21 protein-coding genes are annotated in these 12875 nt (G+C 67.7%); 13 read left to right on the forward strand and 8 right to left on the reverse strand.

The window, feature by feature from the left end:
* The first annotated feature begins 2 nt into the window (after positions 1-2).
* From PSm6_RS28200 to PSm6_RS28210, 3 genes are read left to right on the forward strand one after another with little or no spacing between them, the layout of a single operon-like run.
* Positions 3-968: a methyltransferase gene (locus PSm6_RS28200; RefSeq protein ID WP_021220036.1), complete on the forward strand. Its 966-nt coding sequence runs from the start codon at positions 3-5 to the stop codon at positions 966-968.
* 24 nt (positions 969-992) lie between these two features.
* The gene (locus PSm6_RS28205; RefSeq protein ID WP_164488214.1) at positions 993-1139 is read left to right on the forward strand and encodes a hypothetical protein; all 147 of its coding nucleotides are present in this window, start codon (positions 993-995) and stop codon (positions 1137-1139) included.
* Entirely contained in the window at positions 1136-1387 is a 252-nt protein-coding gene (locus PSm6_RS28210) for a carbon storage regulator (RefSeq protein WP_021220034.1), read from the forward strand. Before PSm6_RS28205 ends, PSm6_RS28210 begins: the two co-directional genes overlap by 4 nt.
* Before the next feature lie 14 nt (positions 1388-1401).
* On the opposite strand, the gene galU is transcribed toward PSm6_RS28210, so the two are convergent.
* Positions 1402-2298, reverse strand: coding sequence for a UTP--glucose-1-phosphate uridylyltransferase GalU (gene galU, locus PSm6_RS28215; RefSeq protein WP_265168940.1), 897 nt, complete (start codon positions 2296-2298; stop codon positions 1402-1404).
* A gap of 124 nt (positions 2299-2422) precedes the next feature.
* Here galU and PSm6_RS28220 point away from each other — a divergent pair, with 124 nt between their 5' ends.
* Together PSm6_RS28220 and PSm6_RS28225 are read left to right on the forward strand one after the other, a co-directional pair.
* Complete coding sequence (locus PSm6_RS28220) at positions 2423-2656, forward strand: hypothetical protein (RefSeq protein ID WP_169708411.1); 234 nt, start codon at positions 2423-2425, stop codon at positions 2654-2656.
* Positions 2657-2756: 100 nt separating this feature from the next.
* Positions 2757-3071 (forward strand): hypothetical protein, encoded by a 315-nt coding sequence (locus tag PSm6_RS28225; protein ID WP_021220031.1) that lies wholly within the window; start codon positions 2757-2759, stop codon positions 3069-3071.
* Between the two features lie 6 nt (positions 3072-3077).
* Here the strand turns inward: PSm6_RS28225 and PSm6_RS28230 are convergent, their stop codons facing one another.
* Positions 3078-3227: a hypothetical protein gene (locus tag PSm6_RS28230; RefSeq protein WP_021220030.1), complete on the reverse strand. Its 150-nt coding sequence runs from the start codon at positions 3225-3227 to the stop codon at positions 3078-3080.
* Positions 3228-3532: 305 nt separating this feature from the next.
* Between PSm6_RS28230 and PSm6_RS28235 the strand changes: the two genes are divergently transcribed.
* Positions 3533-3994 carry an HhH-GDP family DNA glycosylase gene (locus PSm6_RS28235; protein ID WP_021220029.1) on the forward strand — a complete coding sequence of 154 codons (462 nt, stop codon included), beginning with the start codon at positions 3533-3535 and terminating at the stop codon, positions 3992-3994.
* A 5-nt stretch (positions 3995-3999) separates the two neighbouring features.
* Here the strand turns inward: PSm6_RS28235 and PSm6_RS28240 are convergent, their stop codons facing one another.
* Entirely contained in the window at positions 4000-4347 is a 348-nt protein-coding gene (locus tag PSm6_RS28240) for a YgaP family membrane protein (RefSeq protein WP_021220028.1), read from the reverse strand.
* Between the two features lie 29 nt (positions 4348-4376).
* A complete protein-coding gene (locus tag PSm6_RS28245; protein ID WP_021220027.1) occupies positions 4377-4685 on the reverse strand; it encodes a DUF2061 domain-containing protein in 309 nt (102 codons plus the stop codon).
* Positions 4686-4864: 179 nt separating this feature from the next.
* Here PSm6_RS28245 and PSm6_RS28250 point away from each other — a divergent pair, with 179 nt between their 5' ends.
* The gene (locus tag PSm6_RS28250; protein ID WP_081711470.1) at positions 4865-5371 is read left to right on the forward strand and encodes a DUF4142 domain-containing protein; all 507 of its coding nucleotides are present in this window, start codon (positions 4865-4867) and stop codon (positions 5369-5371) included.
* A 321-nt stretch (positions 5372-5692) separates the two neighbouring features.
* Entirely contained in the window at positions 5693-6664 is a 972-nt protein-coding gene (locus PSm6_RS28255) for an IS110 family RNA-guided transposase (RefSeq protein ID WP_265167663.1), read from the forward strand.
* 89 nt (positions 6665-6753) lie between these two features.
* Here the strand turns inward: PSm6_RS28255 and PSm6_RS28260 are convergent, their stop codons facing one another.
* Positions 6754-7305, reverse strand: a complete 552-nt coding sequence (locus PSm6_RS28260; protein WP_265168943.1) for an ATP-dependent Clp protease proteolytic subunit — start codon at positions 7303-7305, stop codon at positions 6754-6756.
* Positions 7306-7359: 54 nt separating this feature from the next.
* Positions 7360-7560, reverse strand: a complete 201-nt coding sequence (locus PSm6_RS28265) for a hypothetical protein (RefSeq protein WP_021220024.1) — start codon at positions 7558-7560, stop codon at positions 7360-7362.
* A 166-nt stretch (positions 7561-7726) separates the two neighbouring features.
* On the opposite strand from PSm6_RS28265, the gene PSm6_RS28270 reads away from it, so the two are divergent.
* From PSm6_RS28270 to PSm6_RS28280, 3 genes are all read left to right on the forward strand, one after another.
* Positions 7727-7978 (forward strand): hypothetical protein, encoded by a 252-nt coding sequence (locus tag PSm6_RS28270; protein ID WP_265168944.1) that lies wholly within the window; start codon positions 7727-7729, stop codon positions 7976-7978.
* A 10-nt stretch (positions 7979-7988) separates the two neighbouring features.
* Positions 7989-8201: a hypothetical protein gene (locus PSm6_RS28275; protein WP_265168945.1), complete on the forward strand. Its 213-nt coding sequence runs from the start codon at positions 7989-7991 to the stop codon at positions 8199-8201.
* 152 nt (positions 8202-8353) lie between these two features.
* Complete coding sequence (locus PSm6_RS28280) at positions 8354-8989, forward strand: hypothetical protein (RefSeq protein ID WP_021220021.1); 636 nt, start codon at positions 8354-8356, stop codon at positions 8987-8989.
* Here PSm6_RS28280 and PSm6_RS28285 read toward each other — a convergent pair.
* Positions 8974-9882, reverse strand: a complete 909-nt coding sequence (locus PSm6_RS28285) for a LysR family transcriptional regulator (RefSeq protein WP_265168947.1) — start codon at positions 9880-9882, stop codon at positions 8974-8976. The two genes, PSm6_RS28280 and PSm6_RS28285, sit on opposite strands and share 16 nt — an antisense overlap.
* A 130-nt stretch (positions 9883-10012) precedes the next feature.
* Between PSm6_RS28285 and PSm6_RS28290 the strand changes: the two genes are divergently transcribed.
* Positions 10013-11425, forward strand: coding sequence for an MFS transporter (locus PSm6_RS28290; protein ID WP_265168948.1), 1413 nt, complete (start codon positions 10013-10015; stop codon positions 11423-11425).
* On the opposite strand, the gene PSm6_RS28295 is transcribed toward PSm6_RS28290, so the two are convergent.
* Positions 11426-12049, reverse strand: coding sequence for a TetR/AcrR family transcriptional regulator (locus PSm6_RS28295; protein WP_265168949.1), 624 nt, complete (start codon positions 12047-12049; stop codon positions 11426-11428).
* Positions 12050-12144: 95 nt separating this feature from the next.
* Here PSm6_RS28295 and PSm6_RS28300 point away from each other — a divergent pair, with 95 nt between their 5' ends.
* On the forward strand, positions 12145-12762 hold the full coding sequence (locus tag PSm6_RS28300) for an NAD(P)H-dependent oxidoreductase (protein WP_265168950.1): 618 nt from the start codon (positions 12145-12147) through the stop codon (positions 12760-12762).
* Positions 12763-12875: the final 113 nt, after the last annotated feature.

Here is a 12875-nt window from a genome sequence, read left to right on the forward strand (position 1 = left end):
CCTTGTATTACCCCCTGGATCACCTCGGCGTGGCGGCCGACCACCCGCTGCTGCGTCTGGGCCAGTTGCTGGCCAAGCGCGGCTATCGCTTCACCACCATCACCCCGCTGTCGCACCAGCGCGTCAATGCGCGACCGGGCAACCGGGAAGCGCGCACCCTGGAGGACGTCTTCGGCTGGAGCCGCCCCTTCCGGGAGTCGCTGGTGGGCGCTGAGCTGTTCGCCTTGCTGCGCGACGCGGACGCCCTGGAAGCCCAGGGCGAGCTGTGGTCGAGCCGCGTCCGCTGGTCCAGCCTCGACGGCCACCTGTTCGTGCACTCGCGCTACCCGACCACCGATGCCGACGCGGTGTTCTTCGGCCCCGATACCTACCGCTTCGCCCAGGCCTTGCACCAGCACCTGGCGGGCGAAACGCGCACCGCCCTGCGGATCGCCGACATCGGCTGCGGCGCCGGCCCGGGCGCCCTCTTTGCGGCATTGGCCAAGCCCCAGGCGGAGGTCCTGGCCCTGGACATCAACGACCGCGCGCTGACCTGCACCGCCGTCAATGCGCGGCTGGCCGGCGCGGCGAACCTGATCCCGCGGCACAGCGACCTGCTGCACCAGGTGGACGGGCCGCTCGACCTGATCATCGCCAACCCGCCCTACATGCTGGACCCGGCGGAACGCGCCTATCGCCATGGCGGCGGCGAGCATGGCGCCGGGCTCTCTCAGGCGATCATCGAGGCCGCGCTGGAACGCCTCGCCCCCGGCGGCTCGCTGCTGCTGTACACGGGGGTGGCGATGTTCGGTGGCCGCGACCCGTTTCGCGACAGTTTCCAGCCGCTACTCGACGCCCATGCCTGGCCGTGGCGCTATCGGGAAATGGACCCAGACGTGTTCGGCGAGGAACTGGACAACCCCCTTTATGCCCAGGCCGACCGCATCGCCGCGGTGGTGCTGGAGCTGACGCGCCCGGCCAATGGCTGAGTGCCCCACGACGAGGACCACGCCATGCAGGACGATAAGGACGACACCATCAACGACCCCGGCAACGAAGACCCGGGCTCCGCCGTCGAACGGCTGCCCGAGGACGATGCCGAGGTGCACCCGGACGACCCGGACATTCAGGGCGACGACGGCTCGGGGGACCCGCAATGACGCCCGCCCCGGTACCGCCCGAGCAGGCTGCCGAGGGCCGGACGCGCATCATCACCTGTGAGAGGGACCAGCAGTTCCACATCGGCAACGATGTGGTGATCACCATCACCGAGATCCGCGGCTTCTCGGTGAAGATGGCCATCGGCGCGCCGCGCTCCGTACCGGTGCACCGCGAGGAGATCTACCGACGCATCCAGCAGGCGCTGGAGGCCGAGCAGCGCAAGGCCACGGGCGCCCGCGAACCCTGACGGGCGCGCTGGACTCAGGCGGGCACTTCGACCTGCACGGGCAGGTGTTCGTTGGCCGCGGGTTCGGCAGCCTTCGCCACGCGCTTGTGGCCACGGAGGTTCTCGAAACAGAAGTTGGTCGCCTCCACATAGCCTTCCGCCGAGCCACAGTCGAAGCGCCGCCCCTTGAAGCGGTAGGCCAGCACGCACCCCTGCCGGGCCTGCTCCATGAGCGCGTCGGTGATCTGGATTTCGCCGCCCTTGCCCGGTGCGGTGCGTTCGATGTGCTCGAAGATGTCCGGCGTGAGGATGTAGCGGCCGATGATGGCCAGGTTGGAGGGCGCATCCTCCGGCTTGGGTTTCTCCACCATGCGCTCGACCCGCACCAGGTCGTCGCGCAGGGCATCGCCGACGACGATGCCGTACTTGCCAGTCTCCTCCCAGGGCACCTCTTCGATGGCGACGATGGAGCAGCGAAACGTGTTGTACAGCTGGACCATCTGGGCGAGCACACCATCGCCGCCGGGGTTGAGGCACAGGTCGTCGGCGAGGACCACGGCGAAGGCTTCATCACCGATCAGCGGTCGGCCGCAGAGGATGGCGTGGCCCAGCCCCTTCATTTCCACCTGGCGGGTATAGGAGAAGGTGCATTCACTGATGAACCGGCGGATACCGCCCAGGGCCCGCTCCTTGTCGGTGTTGCTGATCTGCTGCTCCAGCTCGTAGCTGATGTCGAAGTGGTCCTCCAGCGAGCGCTTGCCACGCCCGGTGACCATGGCGATCTCGTGCAGCCCGGCCGCCAGCGCCTCCTCGACGCCGTACTGGATCAGCGGCGTGTCCACCACCGGGAGCATCTCCTTGGGCATCGACTTGGTGGCAGGCAGAAAGCGCGTGCCATAGCCGGCGGCGGGGAACAGGCATTTCCTGATCATCGGGGCATCTCCTTGGTATGGGTGCAGTGAGATGCTGACTGCCGGCATCGCCGCTCGGTTCAAGGAAAATGGGCTGAGCGTGGGCGCGGTCTATGCTTGGTTTTCCCAGCCAGCGGAGAACGCCATGACCAAGGACGAGATGAAGAGCCGTCTCAACGACGCGATCCAGGCCACCCTCGACTCCCAGCGCGGCGGCCCCTTCCCCGCCCGGCAGATTTCCTACTCCGTGGCCATCGGCATGGCGGCGGCGATGCAGCTGTGCGAGCTGGTGGAGGGCGAGGAATACAGCCAGATCATCCAGCGCATCACCGATAGCATCGAGCACGAGCTGGCCAAGGCGGCCGAGGCGAAATCCTGATCGTCGGTTCGTCTGTTTTTTTGCTGAAACATTCTCCTGGCCACTCCGCTCTATAGCGCTGTCCGCCCCTTCCCGTGGGTCATTGCAATCAGGAGGAGATATGGATTGGCTCATCAGCTACCGCAACGCTGAAGGTCAGGAGAAGTCGGTCACCATTCGCTCGGGCCATCTGCCCAACCACAAGACGGCTGCCCGCTGCGTGGTGGAACACGCTTTCGGCGACAAGCCCCCCAGGCCGCTCGGCAACCTGTCCGCAGTGGTCTGGCTCGCCAGCTGCGGGTTGGAGATTCTGGACATCAGCCTGTTGCGGGATGATCGAACGGGGCTACAGCCGATAGCGTTTTCCCGCCCGCAGCCCTACTACCGCCAGAAGCGCGAGGCGGAGGCAGTGCAGCCGGAACAGCCCGCGCCGTAGCGGCGCTCACGGCGGCGGCTGGAGCGCGCGCAGCTCCTCCAGCCGCCGTTCTATCAGTTTCAGGGCGGCGCCGATGCCCGCGTCGAACGGGTCGGTGCCACCGACCACCTCCGTTACCGCCCCCGCCTCCCGCAATTGCTCGGCCAGCCTTTGCAATTCCGTCTCCGCGGCACTGCCCTCGCCGCTTGCGCGGGCTCGTGCAATCAGCCGCCGCAACGCCTGCAGCGGTTCTTCCCCCCGTGAATGCGGGGCGGCGACTATTTCCAGAGCCAGGCCAGATCCTGGCGGGTGAGCGTTCGCATGGGGCTTCCTGAGCGCAGGTGTTTCATCAGTGACACGCGGGAAGCGGCCCGAGTTGCAGATTTCGACTGTCCCACGCAGGTGCCGGCGAGGCGGATTCCCTGAACGTTTCAGCGGGCCGCCGGACAGACCCGTAAAGCCCTTCGGAGGAGGTAACCGCCATGGCGACCCAACGCATCACCGCCCACCAGCTCGGCCTGGACCAGGCACTGGCCCGCGCCGAGGAAAGCGCCCTGTTCAAATGGCTGATCGCCAGCTTCCTGTTCGGCAAGCCCATCCAGCAGGCCATCGCCGTGCAGGCCTATCGGGTGATAGTCGAGGAGCACGGGCGCGATACACCGCGCAAGCTGGGCCAGTGCAGCCACGCCGAGCTGGTGCGGATGCTCGGCCAGGCGCACTACGTGCGCTACGACAATTCCACCGCCGAGCGCCTGCTCAAGCTGTGCGGCAAGCTGCACGACGAATACGGCGACCGCCTCGGCACCCTGGTCGAGCGCAGCACCGACCGTGCCGAGTGCGAGAAGCGGCTGCTGGCGTTCGAGGGGATCGGGCCGAAGACCGTGGAGATCTTCATGCGCGAGGCCGGCCCTGCGCTGTTCGGCAGGGCGGCCCGGCACGGTTGAGCCGCTCAGGGCGAGATGGGGTCGCTTGCAGGGAAGGTCTCTTCCACGGCGTTATCGACCTTGGCCTCCAGGGCCCGCTGGCTGCGCAGCGGGTGGTCTTCGATGCGCGGCAGTGCGGCGCGCAAAGCGGCCACGCGCTGGCGCAGGTACTCCAGCTCCGTATCGGAGTCGAACACCAGTCCCTTCATGCTGCAGTGGCCGCTGACCCCGCGCAGCAGCAATGCGGCACCGCCCAGGGCCTTGATCACCCCCGGGGCACCGCCGCGGTACACACCGGATGCGATGGAAACCAGGCCGGCGGCGACCGAGAAGGCGCGCTCGACGCCATGGACGTTATGGGGTTGTGGGTACATGAGGCTGTCTCCTGAGGGTTGAGGCGGCGCTAGCGCAAGGCGCGCCGCAAGTCATGGGAAAGGTTGCCGTGGCCATGGCCCTTCTGCGGCGCGGAGCGCACGCCGAAACGCTCCCATACACGCTCGTGGAAATAGAAGGCGATGGTATTGCAGGCCGGTTCGATCAGGGCGATCAGGCCGCCGGTCAGCAGGCTCCCGGTGAGCAGGTAGGCCACGGTGAAGGCGATGGTGAAGTGCAACACCGCGAAGCTCAGCGTCTTGGCCAGCGGCTGGCGGCGCTGGGGCGTCGCCGCCCGGGACCGTGCCGTGTTCGTCGAGCGTTCGTTGCGTATCGCCATGGGCCTTCTCCTGGTTCTGTCGGTCGCTATGGATTGGAAGGGCAAGGGCCCGGTCGAGGTTCAGGGAATCGGGCGGGTGGTGCCCGGGCAGGCACGGGCGCGGCGCCCATCCGATTGCTGCAACTTTCCGCCGGGGCGCCGCTTCTACTGCCATGAACCCCCGATCCCAGGAGATCGCCATGAGATTCGCCCGACTCGCTTTACCCGCCCTGCTCTGCGCCTCCCTCAGCGCCCCGCTGTTCGCCGCCGACACGATCGACGCGGACGACTTCGTCGACGAAGCCAGTGCCGGCGGCATCGCCGAGATCGAGGGCGGCAAGCTGGCACTGGAGAAATCCTCCTCGGCCAGCGTCAAGACCTTCGCCCAGCAGATGATCGACGACCACGGCGCGGCCAACCGCGAGCTGGCGGTACTGGCCCGCGAGAAGAAGCTGGAGGTGGCCACCGAAGCCGAACTGATGAGCAAGGCCAAGGCCCTGATCCTCAAGCTGCGTGACGGTGAGAACTTCGACGAGGCCTATGCCAACAACCAGGTGGCGGCCCACGAGAAGACCATCGAGCTGTTCAAGGAAGCCGCCGCTTCGGATGACAAGGAAATCGCCGCCTGGGCCACCAAGACCCTGCCCAAGCTCGAGCATCACCTGCAGATGGCCCGCGACCTCGCCGCCACCCACAAGAAGCCCTGATGCAGCGGTAGGGGTGGATGCCGATAGTGGCGTCCACCTCCGCTGCTCCAACCGGGGCTCCGCTGGTGGACAAAAAGAGCGTTGTCCACCCTTGTATCTCGACTAACTACCCCTTCAGGGGTAATAGTTCCCGACTGATCATCGGGGGAGGGGCTGGAAGTCGTGTCCACCCTTAGGCCCTGAGCCTGCGACGTAGATAGTGCTCCGCCCCTCCACACTCACTCGAACAGCCCGAACGGTATCTTGAGCCCAGAGCTCGCATTCACAAGGTTGGGCCGGGTGCAGTGATGATCGCATTTGGAACGATCAGGAGGAGCACACATGCCCAGTGTCATTGGTGTCGACATTGCCAAGCACACGTTCGATATCGCCACCCTGCAGGCGAACGGCAAGTACCGCACCAAGGCCAAGTTGGCCAACAGCGAGGCGGGCTTTCGCACGCTGCAGGAGTGGCTGAACAAGCACAGCGAGGCGGGTGCCTGGGTCGTGATGGAAGCCACCGGCATCCACCATGAAGCCCTGGCCGAATGGCTGCTGGAACAGAACTATCGGGTCTGCGTCCTCAACCCAGCGCAAATCGCTCACTACGCCCGCAGTCAGCTGCAGCGCGTGAAAACTGACAAGGTCGACGCCAAGCTGATCGCCGAATACGGCGAGCGCCACCAAGATGAGCTACGGCCCTGGCAGCCTGAACCTCGCGCCATACGGCGCCTGAAAGCACTGATGCGGCGCCTGGCGGATCTGCAGGAAATCCAGCAGATGGAGAGCAATCGCCTGGAGGTGGCCGATACCAGCGTGCAGGAGTCGATCCGCTCAGTGTTGCGGCACATCGAGCAACAGATCGAGGAAACCCTCAAGGCCATCAACAACCACATCGACAATGACCCGGATCTGCGCGGCAAACGTGATCTGTTGACCAGCATTGATGGCATCGCGGACAAGACAGCCGCCCTGATCCTGGCGGAGCTGGGCGACCCTCATCGCTTCACCAGCAGCCGCGCGATTACCGCCTTTGCCGGGCTAAACCCGCGTTTGCAGGAGTCTGGTAAGTACCGGGGGCAGACCCGCATTTCCAAGATGGGCTCATCGCGGCTGCGTGCTGGGCTGTACATGCCTGCCGTTTGCGCCCTGCAGCACAACGGGGCGATCAAAGCGATGAGAGAACGCCTCAGAGCCAAGGGCAAGACCGGCATGCAGATCATCTGCGCAGCGATGCGTAAGCTGCTGAACATCGCTTATGGCGTCTTGAAATCGGGCCAGCCGTACGACGTAAAACTGGCCCTTGCTCACTAGGGATCAAGACGGTATCTACGAAAAGCCACTCAGCAGTCATGCCGGCGATGGGCCGTCTCGAGCCTGTAACAGGCCCAGTTACCACGCCCTCAGGAATGGATCGATGAGGTAACGGCGTCGGCGGCCATGCCCAGGCAGTCGATCTCGTGGATCATCCCGGTGGCCAGCGCCGCCTCGGCGTCGAGGATGCGTGGCGCGGCCTTGAGGTAGTCGAGGATGTCCAGCGGTTCGGCGCCGGCTGGGGTGCACTCGGCGACGATGCGCGCGTAGAGGTGCAGGTCGTAGTCCAGGCTCATGGCGTATTCCGACATCCGCGCGTGGTCCACCGAGCCGTTGAGGTTCCAGTGAAAGGGGTGGAAGAGGAACTTGCTGTGCTGGCAGGCGCTGCGCCGCTGCCCGGCGAGGAAGATGATGTTGCCCATGGACTCCACCGTGCCCAGGTTGTGGGTGCGCACGGGGATGGGCAGCGAGATGAGGAAGTTGTACAGGGAGAAGCCGTAGCTGCACTCCCCGCCCATGGTGGCGATCTTGATTACCAGTTCGTCCGCGCCCTGCTGCACGGCCTGGGTGCAGCGCTCGATGAGCTGGCCGCTGGTGGTGGAGTTGATCGGCGCGGTGAAATGCACGATGTGGCTGGCCATGGCTGCCCTCCTCCTTTTTTGTCTGGGTGGTTCTGAGTGGTGGCCTCTGCCAGGTCAGCTCGCGCCTGCCTGGCGCGGGCGGTCGGGCGCGTCGCTGCTGCCGGGGCGATCCTCGGTGGAGGGGTTGCGCGGGGCCTGCCACTCCGGGTGCAGCTCGGGCGGAATGCCTTCGCGCTCGCGGGTGGGCGCCTCGCGGTCACTGCCCGGGCTCGATTCGACGCTCTGGTTATCAGGAGTGCGGGGAAGGTCGTTCATGGTCGTCTCCAGTGGATGGCTCAGGTTCGGTGGAGCCGCCCGCGCCGCTTGTTGTTCCGTCAATCCGTCGGCCGGTGGCGGCCCTCGGCAGCCCCGGTCATCCCATAGCCTGAACTCCGCCGAAGCCGCCGCAGTCACTCCAGCATGACCCTCGGAGGACCGCACCATGCACACCCACTATGAAGGCCAGGCCACCCTCGTCTACGCGCCCGGCCACCAGGGCAGGTCGACCATGCCGACCGCCTGCAGCACCACCGTCGTGCTCGACGAAGCCATCCCCGGCATCTTCAGCCTCACCTGCGACCTGGACCTGGGCGATGCCGACTCGCTGCGCATCACCCTGCCCAACGGCCTCAGCGTGGAGGGGCTGATCACCTACCAGGATGGACGCATGCTCAATATCGTCACCCTGAACTGAGGAGCGGGACATGAACCCAGTGCGGACGGCAGCCCTGCAGGAAGCGTTGTGGATAGCGCTGGAGGCCACCCTGGCGGCCGCGGAAGAAGCCGGTGTGGACCGTGACGACTTGCTCGCCGCCGCCCGGGGCATCGCCACCTCGGCGCTGAAGAGCGGCTCCGACCAGGCTGCATCGCTGATCGCCCAGGCCGCCTTGCGCCGGCACATCGGGCAACGCCCCTGAGCGCCCTAGCGACCCATGTCCCCCTGCGCAATTGACTCGGTGCCAATAAACTCCTTGAGCGCAAGGCCTGGATCGTGGTGTCTATGCGGCTGAAACGGGCACCCGGATGGTGCCTGGGGTGGGGTTGAAGTCAGTAGGCGGAGAGCCGAAGCGTGGTACCTGGATATTTCGAAAAGCTGCTGAGCATCGCCAATGACCCGCAACGGGGCTGGGCCAACCGCCTGGCCGCGACGCGCATGGCGATCCGCAAGGCGGCGCAGCAGCACGACCTGCAGCAGGGCAAGCTGTGGGACCAGCGCCGCCGCATGCGCGAGCACCTGCCCTTCACCCGCCACACCCTCAAGGAACTCGAAGCCGCGCAGCACGCGCACCTGGCTTCCTACCAGGCGCTGCTGCGCTCCACCGGCCAGTTGCTGATCGCCAACGAACCGCAGGTGCTGGACGAACTGGAGACGCCCCGCTTGCTGGACCTGCTCGGGGTCAACCCGACGCACCGCCGGCGCATCCCCCGCAACGTCGAGCGCCTGCTCTGCGTGGTGGTGCTGCAGGGGCTGGAAGACAGCGCCCGGCAGTTCAGCGGCCGCCAGCTCGCCGCGCCCCGGAGTGGGCCGCTGGCCCGGGCCTTCAACGAGGTGATGGTCTGCACCACCCTGCACACACTGCGCAACACCCCCGGCAAGATCGGCCGCCAAGCCGGCACCCCGCCACAACGGCGCAGCGAGTGCGCCGCCCCAGTGCTGACGGTGTACAACGCCGACGGCAGCAGCCGCGTCTACCCGCTGGGCTGACCGCCCTCCCCACAGGCGCCCCGCACGCACTCGCGCAGCCAGCGGTGTGCGGGGTCGGCATCCATCCGTGGGTGCCAGAGCATGGAGACCTTGATGGGTTCCACATCCAGCGGCAGCGGGAAGCTGAACAGCCCCGCGCGCAGGCTGCCGCTGTGGCGCTCGGGCACGGTGGCGATGAGGTCGGTGGCGCGGGCCAGCGCCAGGGCGGCGGAGAAGCCGCCCACCAGGGTGACGACATCCCGTTCGAGGCCGGCAGCCTTGAGAGCGTCGTCCACCGGGCCGCGGTCCTTGCCACGGCGCGACACCAGCACATGGCGCCCACCGGCATAACGTTCGGCGGTGATAGCGCCACGGGTCAGCGGATGGCCTTGGCGCACCACGCCGACGAAGCGGTCCTGGAACAGCGCACGGGTGCGGATCTCCGGGCCGGCGTCGGCGCCTACCACGCCGGTATCGAGATCGACGCTGCCGTCACGCAGGGGCGCACTGTCCTTGTCGGTCTTGGCCACGAAGCGCAGGCGCATGCCCGGCGCCTCGGCCCCCATACGCTCGATCAGTGCCGGGCCGAAGTTCTCCACGAAGCCATCACCCACGCGCAGGGTGAAGGTGCGCACCAGGCGCTGCAGGTCGAGGTGCTCCACCGGGCGCAGCACGCCCTCCACTCCCAGCACCAGCTGGCTGACCTGCTCGCGCAACTCCAGCGCCCGGGGCGTGGGCACCAGGCCGCGACCGGCGCGTACCAGCAGCGGGTCGCCAAGGGTTTCCCGCAGCCGCGCCAGGGCCCGGCTCATGGCCGAGGGGCTCAGGTGCAGGCGCTTGGCAGCACGCGCGACGCTGCCTTCGGCGAGCAGCACGTCGAGGGTGATCAGCAGGTTGAAATCGGGATGGCTCATGGACGGAAAAACTAGCACGGCCAGCCTATCTATGGCGTCTGGTGCATGAATAAAGTGCAAATGCTGCGCCTTCCGCCCTATCAGCACCGCGCCCAGACTGTGCTGGCGACCCACCCCACGGAGCCCCGCCATGCAGACCCCCACAGCCAACCCAGCGACCACCGAACAGGCGAGCGGCTCGAAATGGGCATTGGCCAGCCTTGCCCTGGCCACCCTGCTCGCCTCCCTGGGCACCAGCATCGCCAACGTCGGCCTGCCGACCCTGGCCGAAGCCTTCGGCGCTCCCTTCCAGAACGTGCAGTGGGTGGTGCTGGCCTACCTGCTGGCCATAACCACACTGAGCGTGGGTGCGGGCCGCCTCGGCGACCTGCTGGGGCGCCGTCGCCTGCTGCTGGCGGGCCTGCTGCTGTTCAGTGGTGCCTCCACCCTGTGCGGCCTGGCGCCGTCCCTCGGCTGGCTGATCGGCGCCCGCGCGCTGCAGGGCCTGGGTGCGGCGATGATGATGACCCTGGCGATGGCCCTGATCGGCGAGACGGTGCCACGCGAGAAGACCGGCAGCGCCATGGGCCTGCTCGGCACCCTGTCGGCCATCGGCACCGCACTGGGCCCCTCCCTCGGCGGGCTGCTGCTGGCCGGGCCCGGCTGGCGGGCGCTGTTCCTGGTCGGCCTGCCCCTGGGCCTGCTGGCCTTCGCCCTCGCCCACCGCCACCTGTCGCGCGACCGGGCGAACGACGGCGGCGCCCGCTTCGACATCCCCGGCACCCTGCTGCTGGCCCTGACCCTGGCCGCCTATGCCCTGGGGCTGACCCTGGGCCACGGCCACTTCGGCTCGCTCAACGGCGCCCTGCTGCTGGCAGCGGGCCTGGGCCTGGCACTGTTCATCCGCGTGGAAAGGCACGTCGCCTCGCCGCTGCTGCGCCTGGCGATGTTCCGCGACCCGCAGCTGCGCGCCGGGCTGGCCATGGGGGCGCTGGTCACCAGCGTGCTGATGGCAACCCTGGTGGTGGGCCCCTTCTACCTCTCCGGCGCGCTGCATCTGGCGCCGGCCCAGGTGGGGCTGGCCATGTCCTGCGGGCCGCTGGTGTCGGCGCTGATGGGCGTGCCCGCCGGGCGCCTGGTGGACCGCCTCGGCGCCGCGCCCATGGTGCGCATCGGCCTGCTGGGCATGGCGCTGGCCACCCTGGCCCTGCCACTGCTGCCGACGCACCTGGGCGTGCTCGGCTATATCGTGCCGCTGGCCGGGCTTACGGCGGGCTATGCGCTGTTCCAGGCGGCCAACAACACCCGGGTGATGGCGGAGGTGCCGGCACAGCGGCGCGGCCTGGTGTCGGGCCTGCTCAACCTGTCGCGCAACCTGGGGCTGGTCACCGGTGCCTCGGCCCTGGGCGCGGTGTTCGCCTTGGGCGCGGCGAGCGACGACATCACCCGCGCGGCGCCCGAGGCCATCGCCGCCGGCATGCGCGGCACCTTCCTCGTCGCCCTGGGGCTGGTGCTCATCGCACTGCTACTCGCCCTCGCCGACAGCCCGCGCCGCGCGACTTGATCAGCCCGCCCGCTGGCTGCGCTGCACCAGCGCGACGATGGTGGCGAAGAGTTCTTCCTCGGCCTGGGCGGGGGTGATCTCCTCGGCAGCGGCGGCGTGTGACAGCGCCTCCGCCGCGCCGAGCATGGCCCGCAACCCAGGGGCGCCGAGGCCGCCCTGCCCGGTGAACGGGCTCAGCACTGCGCGGCATTTGGCGAGGAAGATCGCCTCGTATTCACGCTTGATGCGCTCCAGCTCCGGCGAGCCGGCCAGCGCCGCGGTGACCCCGGGGATCTCGCGCCCCTGCTGCTGCACACAGGCGACGTAGGACGAGGCGATGACCCGGGCGATGCCCTCGAGCGTTGGCTCGGCGGTGTCCAGCGCCGCATCCATGACCGCCGTCTGGCGCGCGTCGAAATCCTGGTAGAGCACCGCCAGCAAGCCCTGCCGCGTGCCGAAGTGGTCGTACACCACCGGCTTGGTCACACCGGCCAGCTCGGCCAGGCGGCCCAGGGTCAGCGCATCGCTGCCCTCCTCCCGCACCAGGCGCCAGGCCGCTTCCAGCAGTTGTTTCTGCCGCTCCTCGCGGGACAACCGACGGCGCGGCTGCGCGGCGGAATCCTGTTGCTTCTCATCGCTTGACATGGGAAACCTACCAAAAGCAACTTACCAATCGTAACTTACTGAAAGTATATAAGCGCTTTCAGCTCTCCCGCAATCGAGCCACAGGAGCCACCGACATGCACGCCCTTATCGTTGTCGCCCATCACGACCCCGAGTCGCTCACCCACGCCATCGCCGCCGAAGTCGCCCGTGGCGTGGCCGAGTCCGCGCCGGGCAACGGCAGTGAAACCGCCGACCTCTTCCAGGAAGGCTTCGACCCCCGCTTCAACCCCGCCGACCACGCCGTGCACCGCCACCAGGCCACGCCGCCGGCGGATGTGCTCGCCGAGCAGGCGCGCATCGACAACGCCGATGCCCTGGTGCTGGTCTACCCGGTGTACTGGTGGTCGATGCCGGGCCTGCTCAAGGGCTGGATAGACCGGGTGTTCAGCAACGGCTGGGCCTTCGACTTCGTCCTCGACCAGCGCTTCGAGAAGAAGCTCGGCCACCTCAAGGTGCACCTGATCGGGGTCGGCGGCGCCGATGCCGGCACCTATGAACGCCACGGCTACCTGGAAGCGATGAAGGCGCAGATCGACCACGGCATCTTCGATTACTGCGGCGCCCAGGTGCTCAGCTCCGAACTGCTGCTGGAATCGGAAAGCCGCGACCCGGCCGACTACCTGCGGGCAGCCCGCAGCCTCGGCCAATCGCTGTTCGCCCAGGCGCCCGTAGCGCGCCCCGTGGAGGCGTGAGGCCCTCCCCCAAAGGCGGCCCCCACCTGTCGGGGCGACTTGTAGGGGCGACTTCAGTCGCCAAGCAGTCCGCAGGACTGCCCCAACTCCGGGACTCCATATGGCACCGCTTG

The organism is Pseudomonas solani, assembly GCF_026072635.1.
Classification (GTDB): domain Bacteria; phylum Pseudomonadota; class Gammaproteobacteria; order Pseudomonadales; family Pseudomonadaceae; genus Metapseudomonas; species Metapseudomonas solani.

Bases quoted from the DNA above. Each gene is read 5' to 3' on its own strand.
- PSm6_RS28260 (WP_265168943.1), bottom strand. From the start codon at position 7,305: ATGGCCAGCCACATCGTGCATTTCACCGCGCCGATCAACTCCACCACC.
- PSm6_RS28235 (WP_021220029.1), top strand. From the start codon at position 3,533: ATGGCGACCCAACGCATCACCGCCCACCAGCTCGGCCTGGACCAGGCA.
- PSm6_RS28290 (WP_265168948.1), top strand. From the start codon at position 10,013: ATGCAGACCCCCACAGCCAACCCAGCGACCACCGAACAGGCGAGCGGC.
- PSm6_RS28255 (WP_265167663.1), top strand. From the start codon at position 5,693: ATGCCCAGTGTCATTGGTGTCGACATTGCCAAGCACACGTTCGATATC.
- PSm6_RS28300 (WP_265168950.1), top strand. From the start codon at position 12,145: ATGCACGCCCTTATCGTTGTCGCCCATCACGACCCCGAGTCGCTCACC.
- PSm6_RS28285 (WP_265168947.1), bottom strand. From the start codon at position 9,882: ATGAGCCATCCCGATTTCAACCTGCTGATCACCCTCGACGTGCTGCTC.
- PSm6_RS28240 (WP_021220028.1), bottom strand. From the start codon at position 4,347: ATGTACCCACAACCCCATAACGTCCATGGCGTCGAGCGCGCCTTCTCG.
- galU (WP_265168940.1), bottom strand. From the start codon at position 2,298: ATGATCAGGAAATGCCTGTTCCCCGCCGCCGGCTATGGCACGCGCTTT.
- PSm6_RS28250 (WP_081711470.1), top strand. From the start codon at position 4,865: ATGAGATTCGCCCGACTCGCTTTACCCGCCCTGCTCTGCGCCTCCCTC.
- PSm6_RS28265 (WP_021220024.1), bottom strand. From the start codon at position 7,560: ATGAACGACCTTCCCCGCACTCCTGATAACCAGAGCGTCGAATCGAGC.
- PSm6_RS28220 (WP_169708411.1), top strand. From the start codon at position 2,423: ATGACCAAGGACGAGATGAAGAGCCGTCTCAACGACGCGATCCAGGCC.
- PSm6_RS28295 (WP_265168949.1), bottom strand. From the start codon at position 12,049: ATGTCAAGCGATGAGAAGCAACAGGATTCCGCCGCGCAGCCGCGCCGT.
- PSm6_RS28225 (WP_021220031.1), top strand. From the start codon at position 2,757: ATGGATTGGCTCATCAGCTACCGCAACGCTGAAGGTCAGGAGAAGTCG.
- PSm6_RS28270 (WP_265168944.1), top strand. From the start codon at position 7,727: ATGCACACCCACTATGAAGGCCAGGCCACCCTCGTCTACGCGCCCGGC.
- PSm6_RS28245 (WP_021220027.1), bottom strand. From the start codon at position 4,685: ATGGCGATACGCAACGAACGCTCGACGAACACGGCACGGTCCCGGGCG.
- PSm6_RS28275 (WP_265168945.1), top strand. From the start codon at position 7,989: ATGAACCCAGTGCGGACGGCAGCCCTGCAGGAAGCGTTGTGGATAGCG.
- PSm6_RS28210 (WP_021220034.1), top strand. From the start codon at position 1,136: ATGACGCCCGCCCCGGTACCGCCCGAGCAGGCTGCCGAGGGCCGGACG.
- PSm6_RS28205 (WP_164488214.1), top strand. From the start codon at position 993: ATGCAGGACGATAAGGACGACACCATCAACGACCCCGGCAACGAAGAC.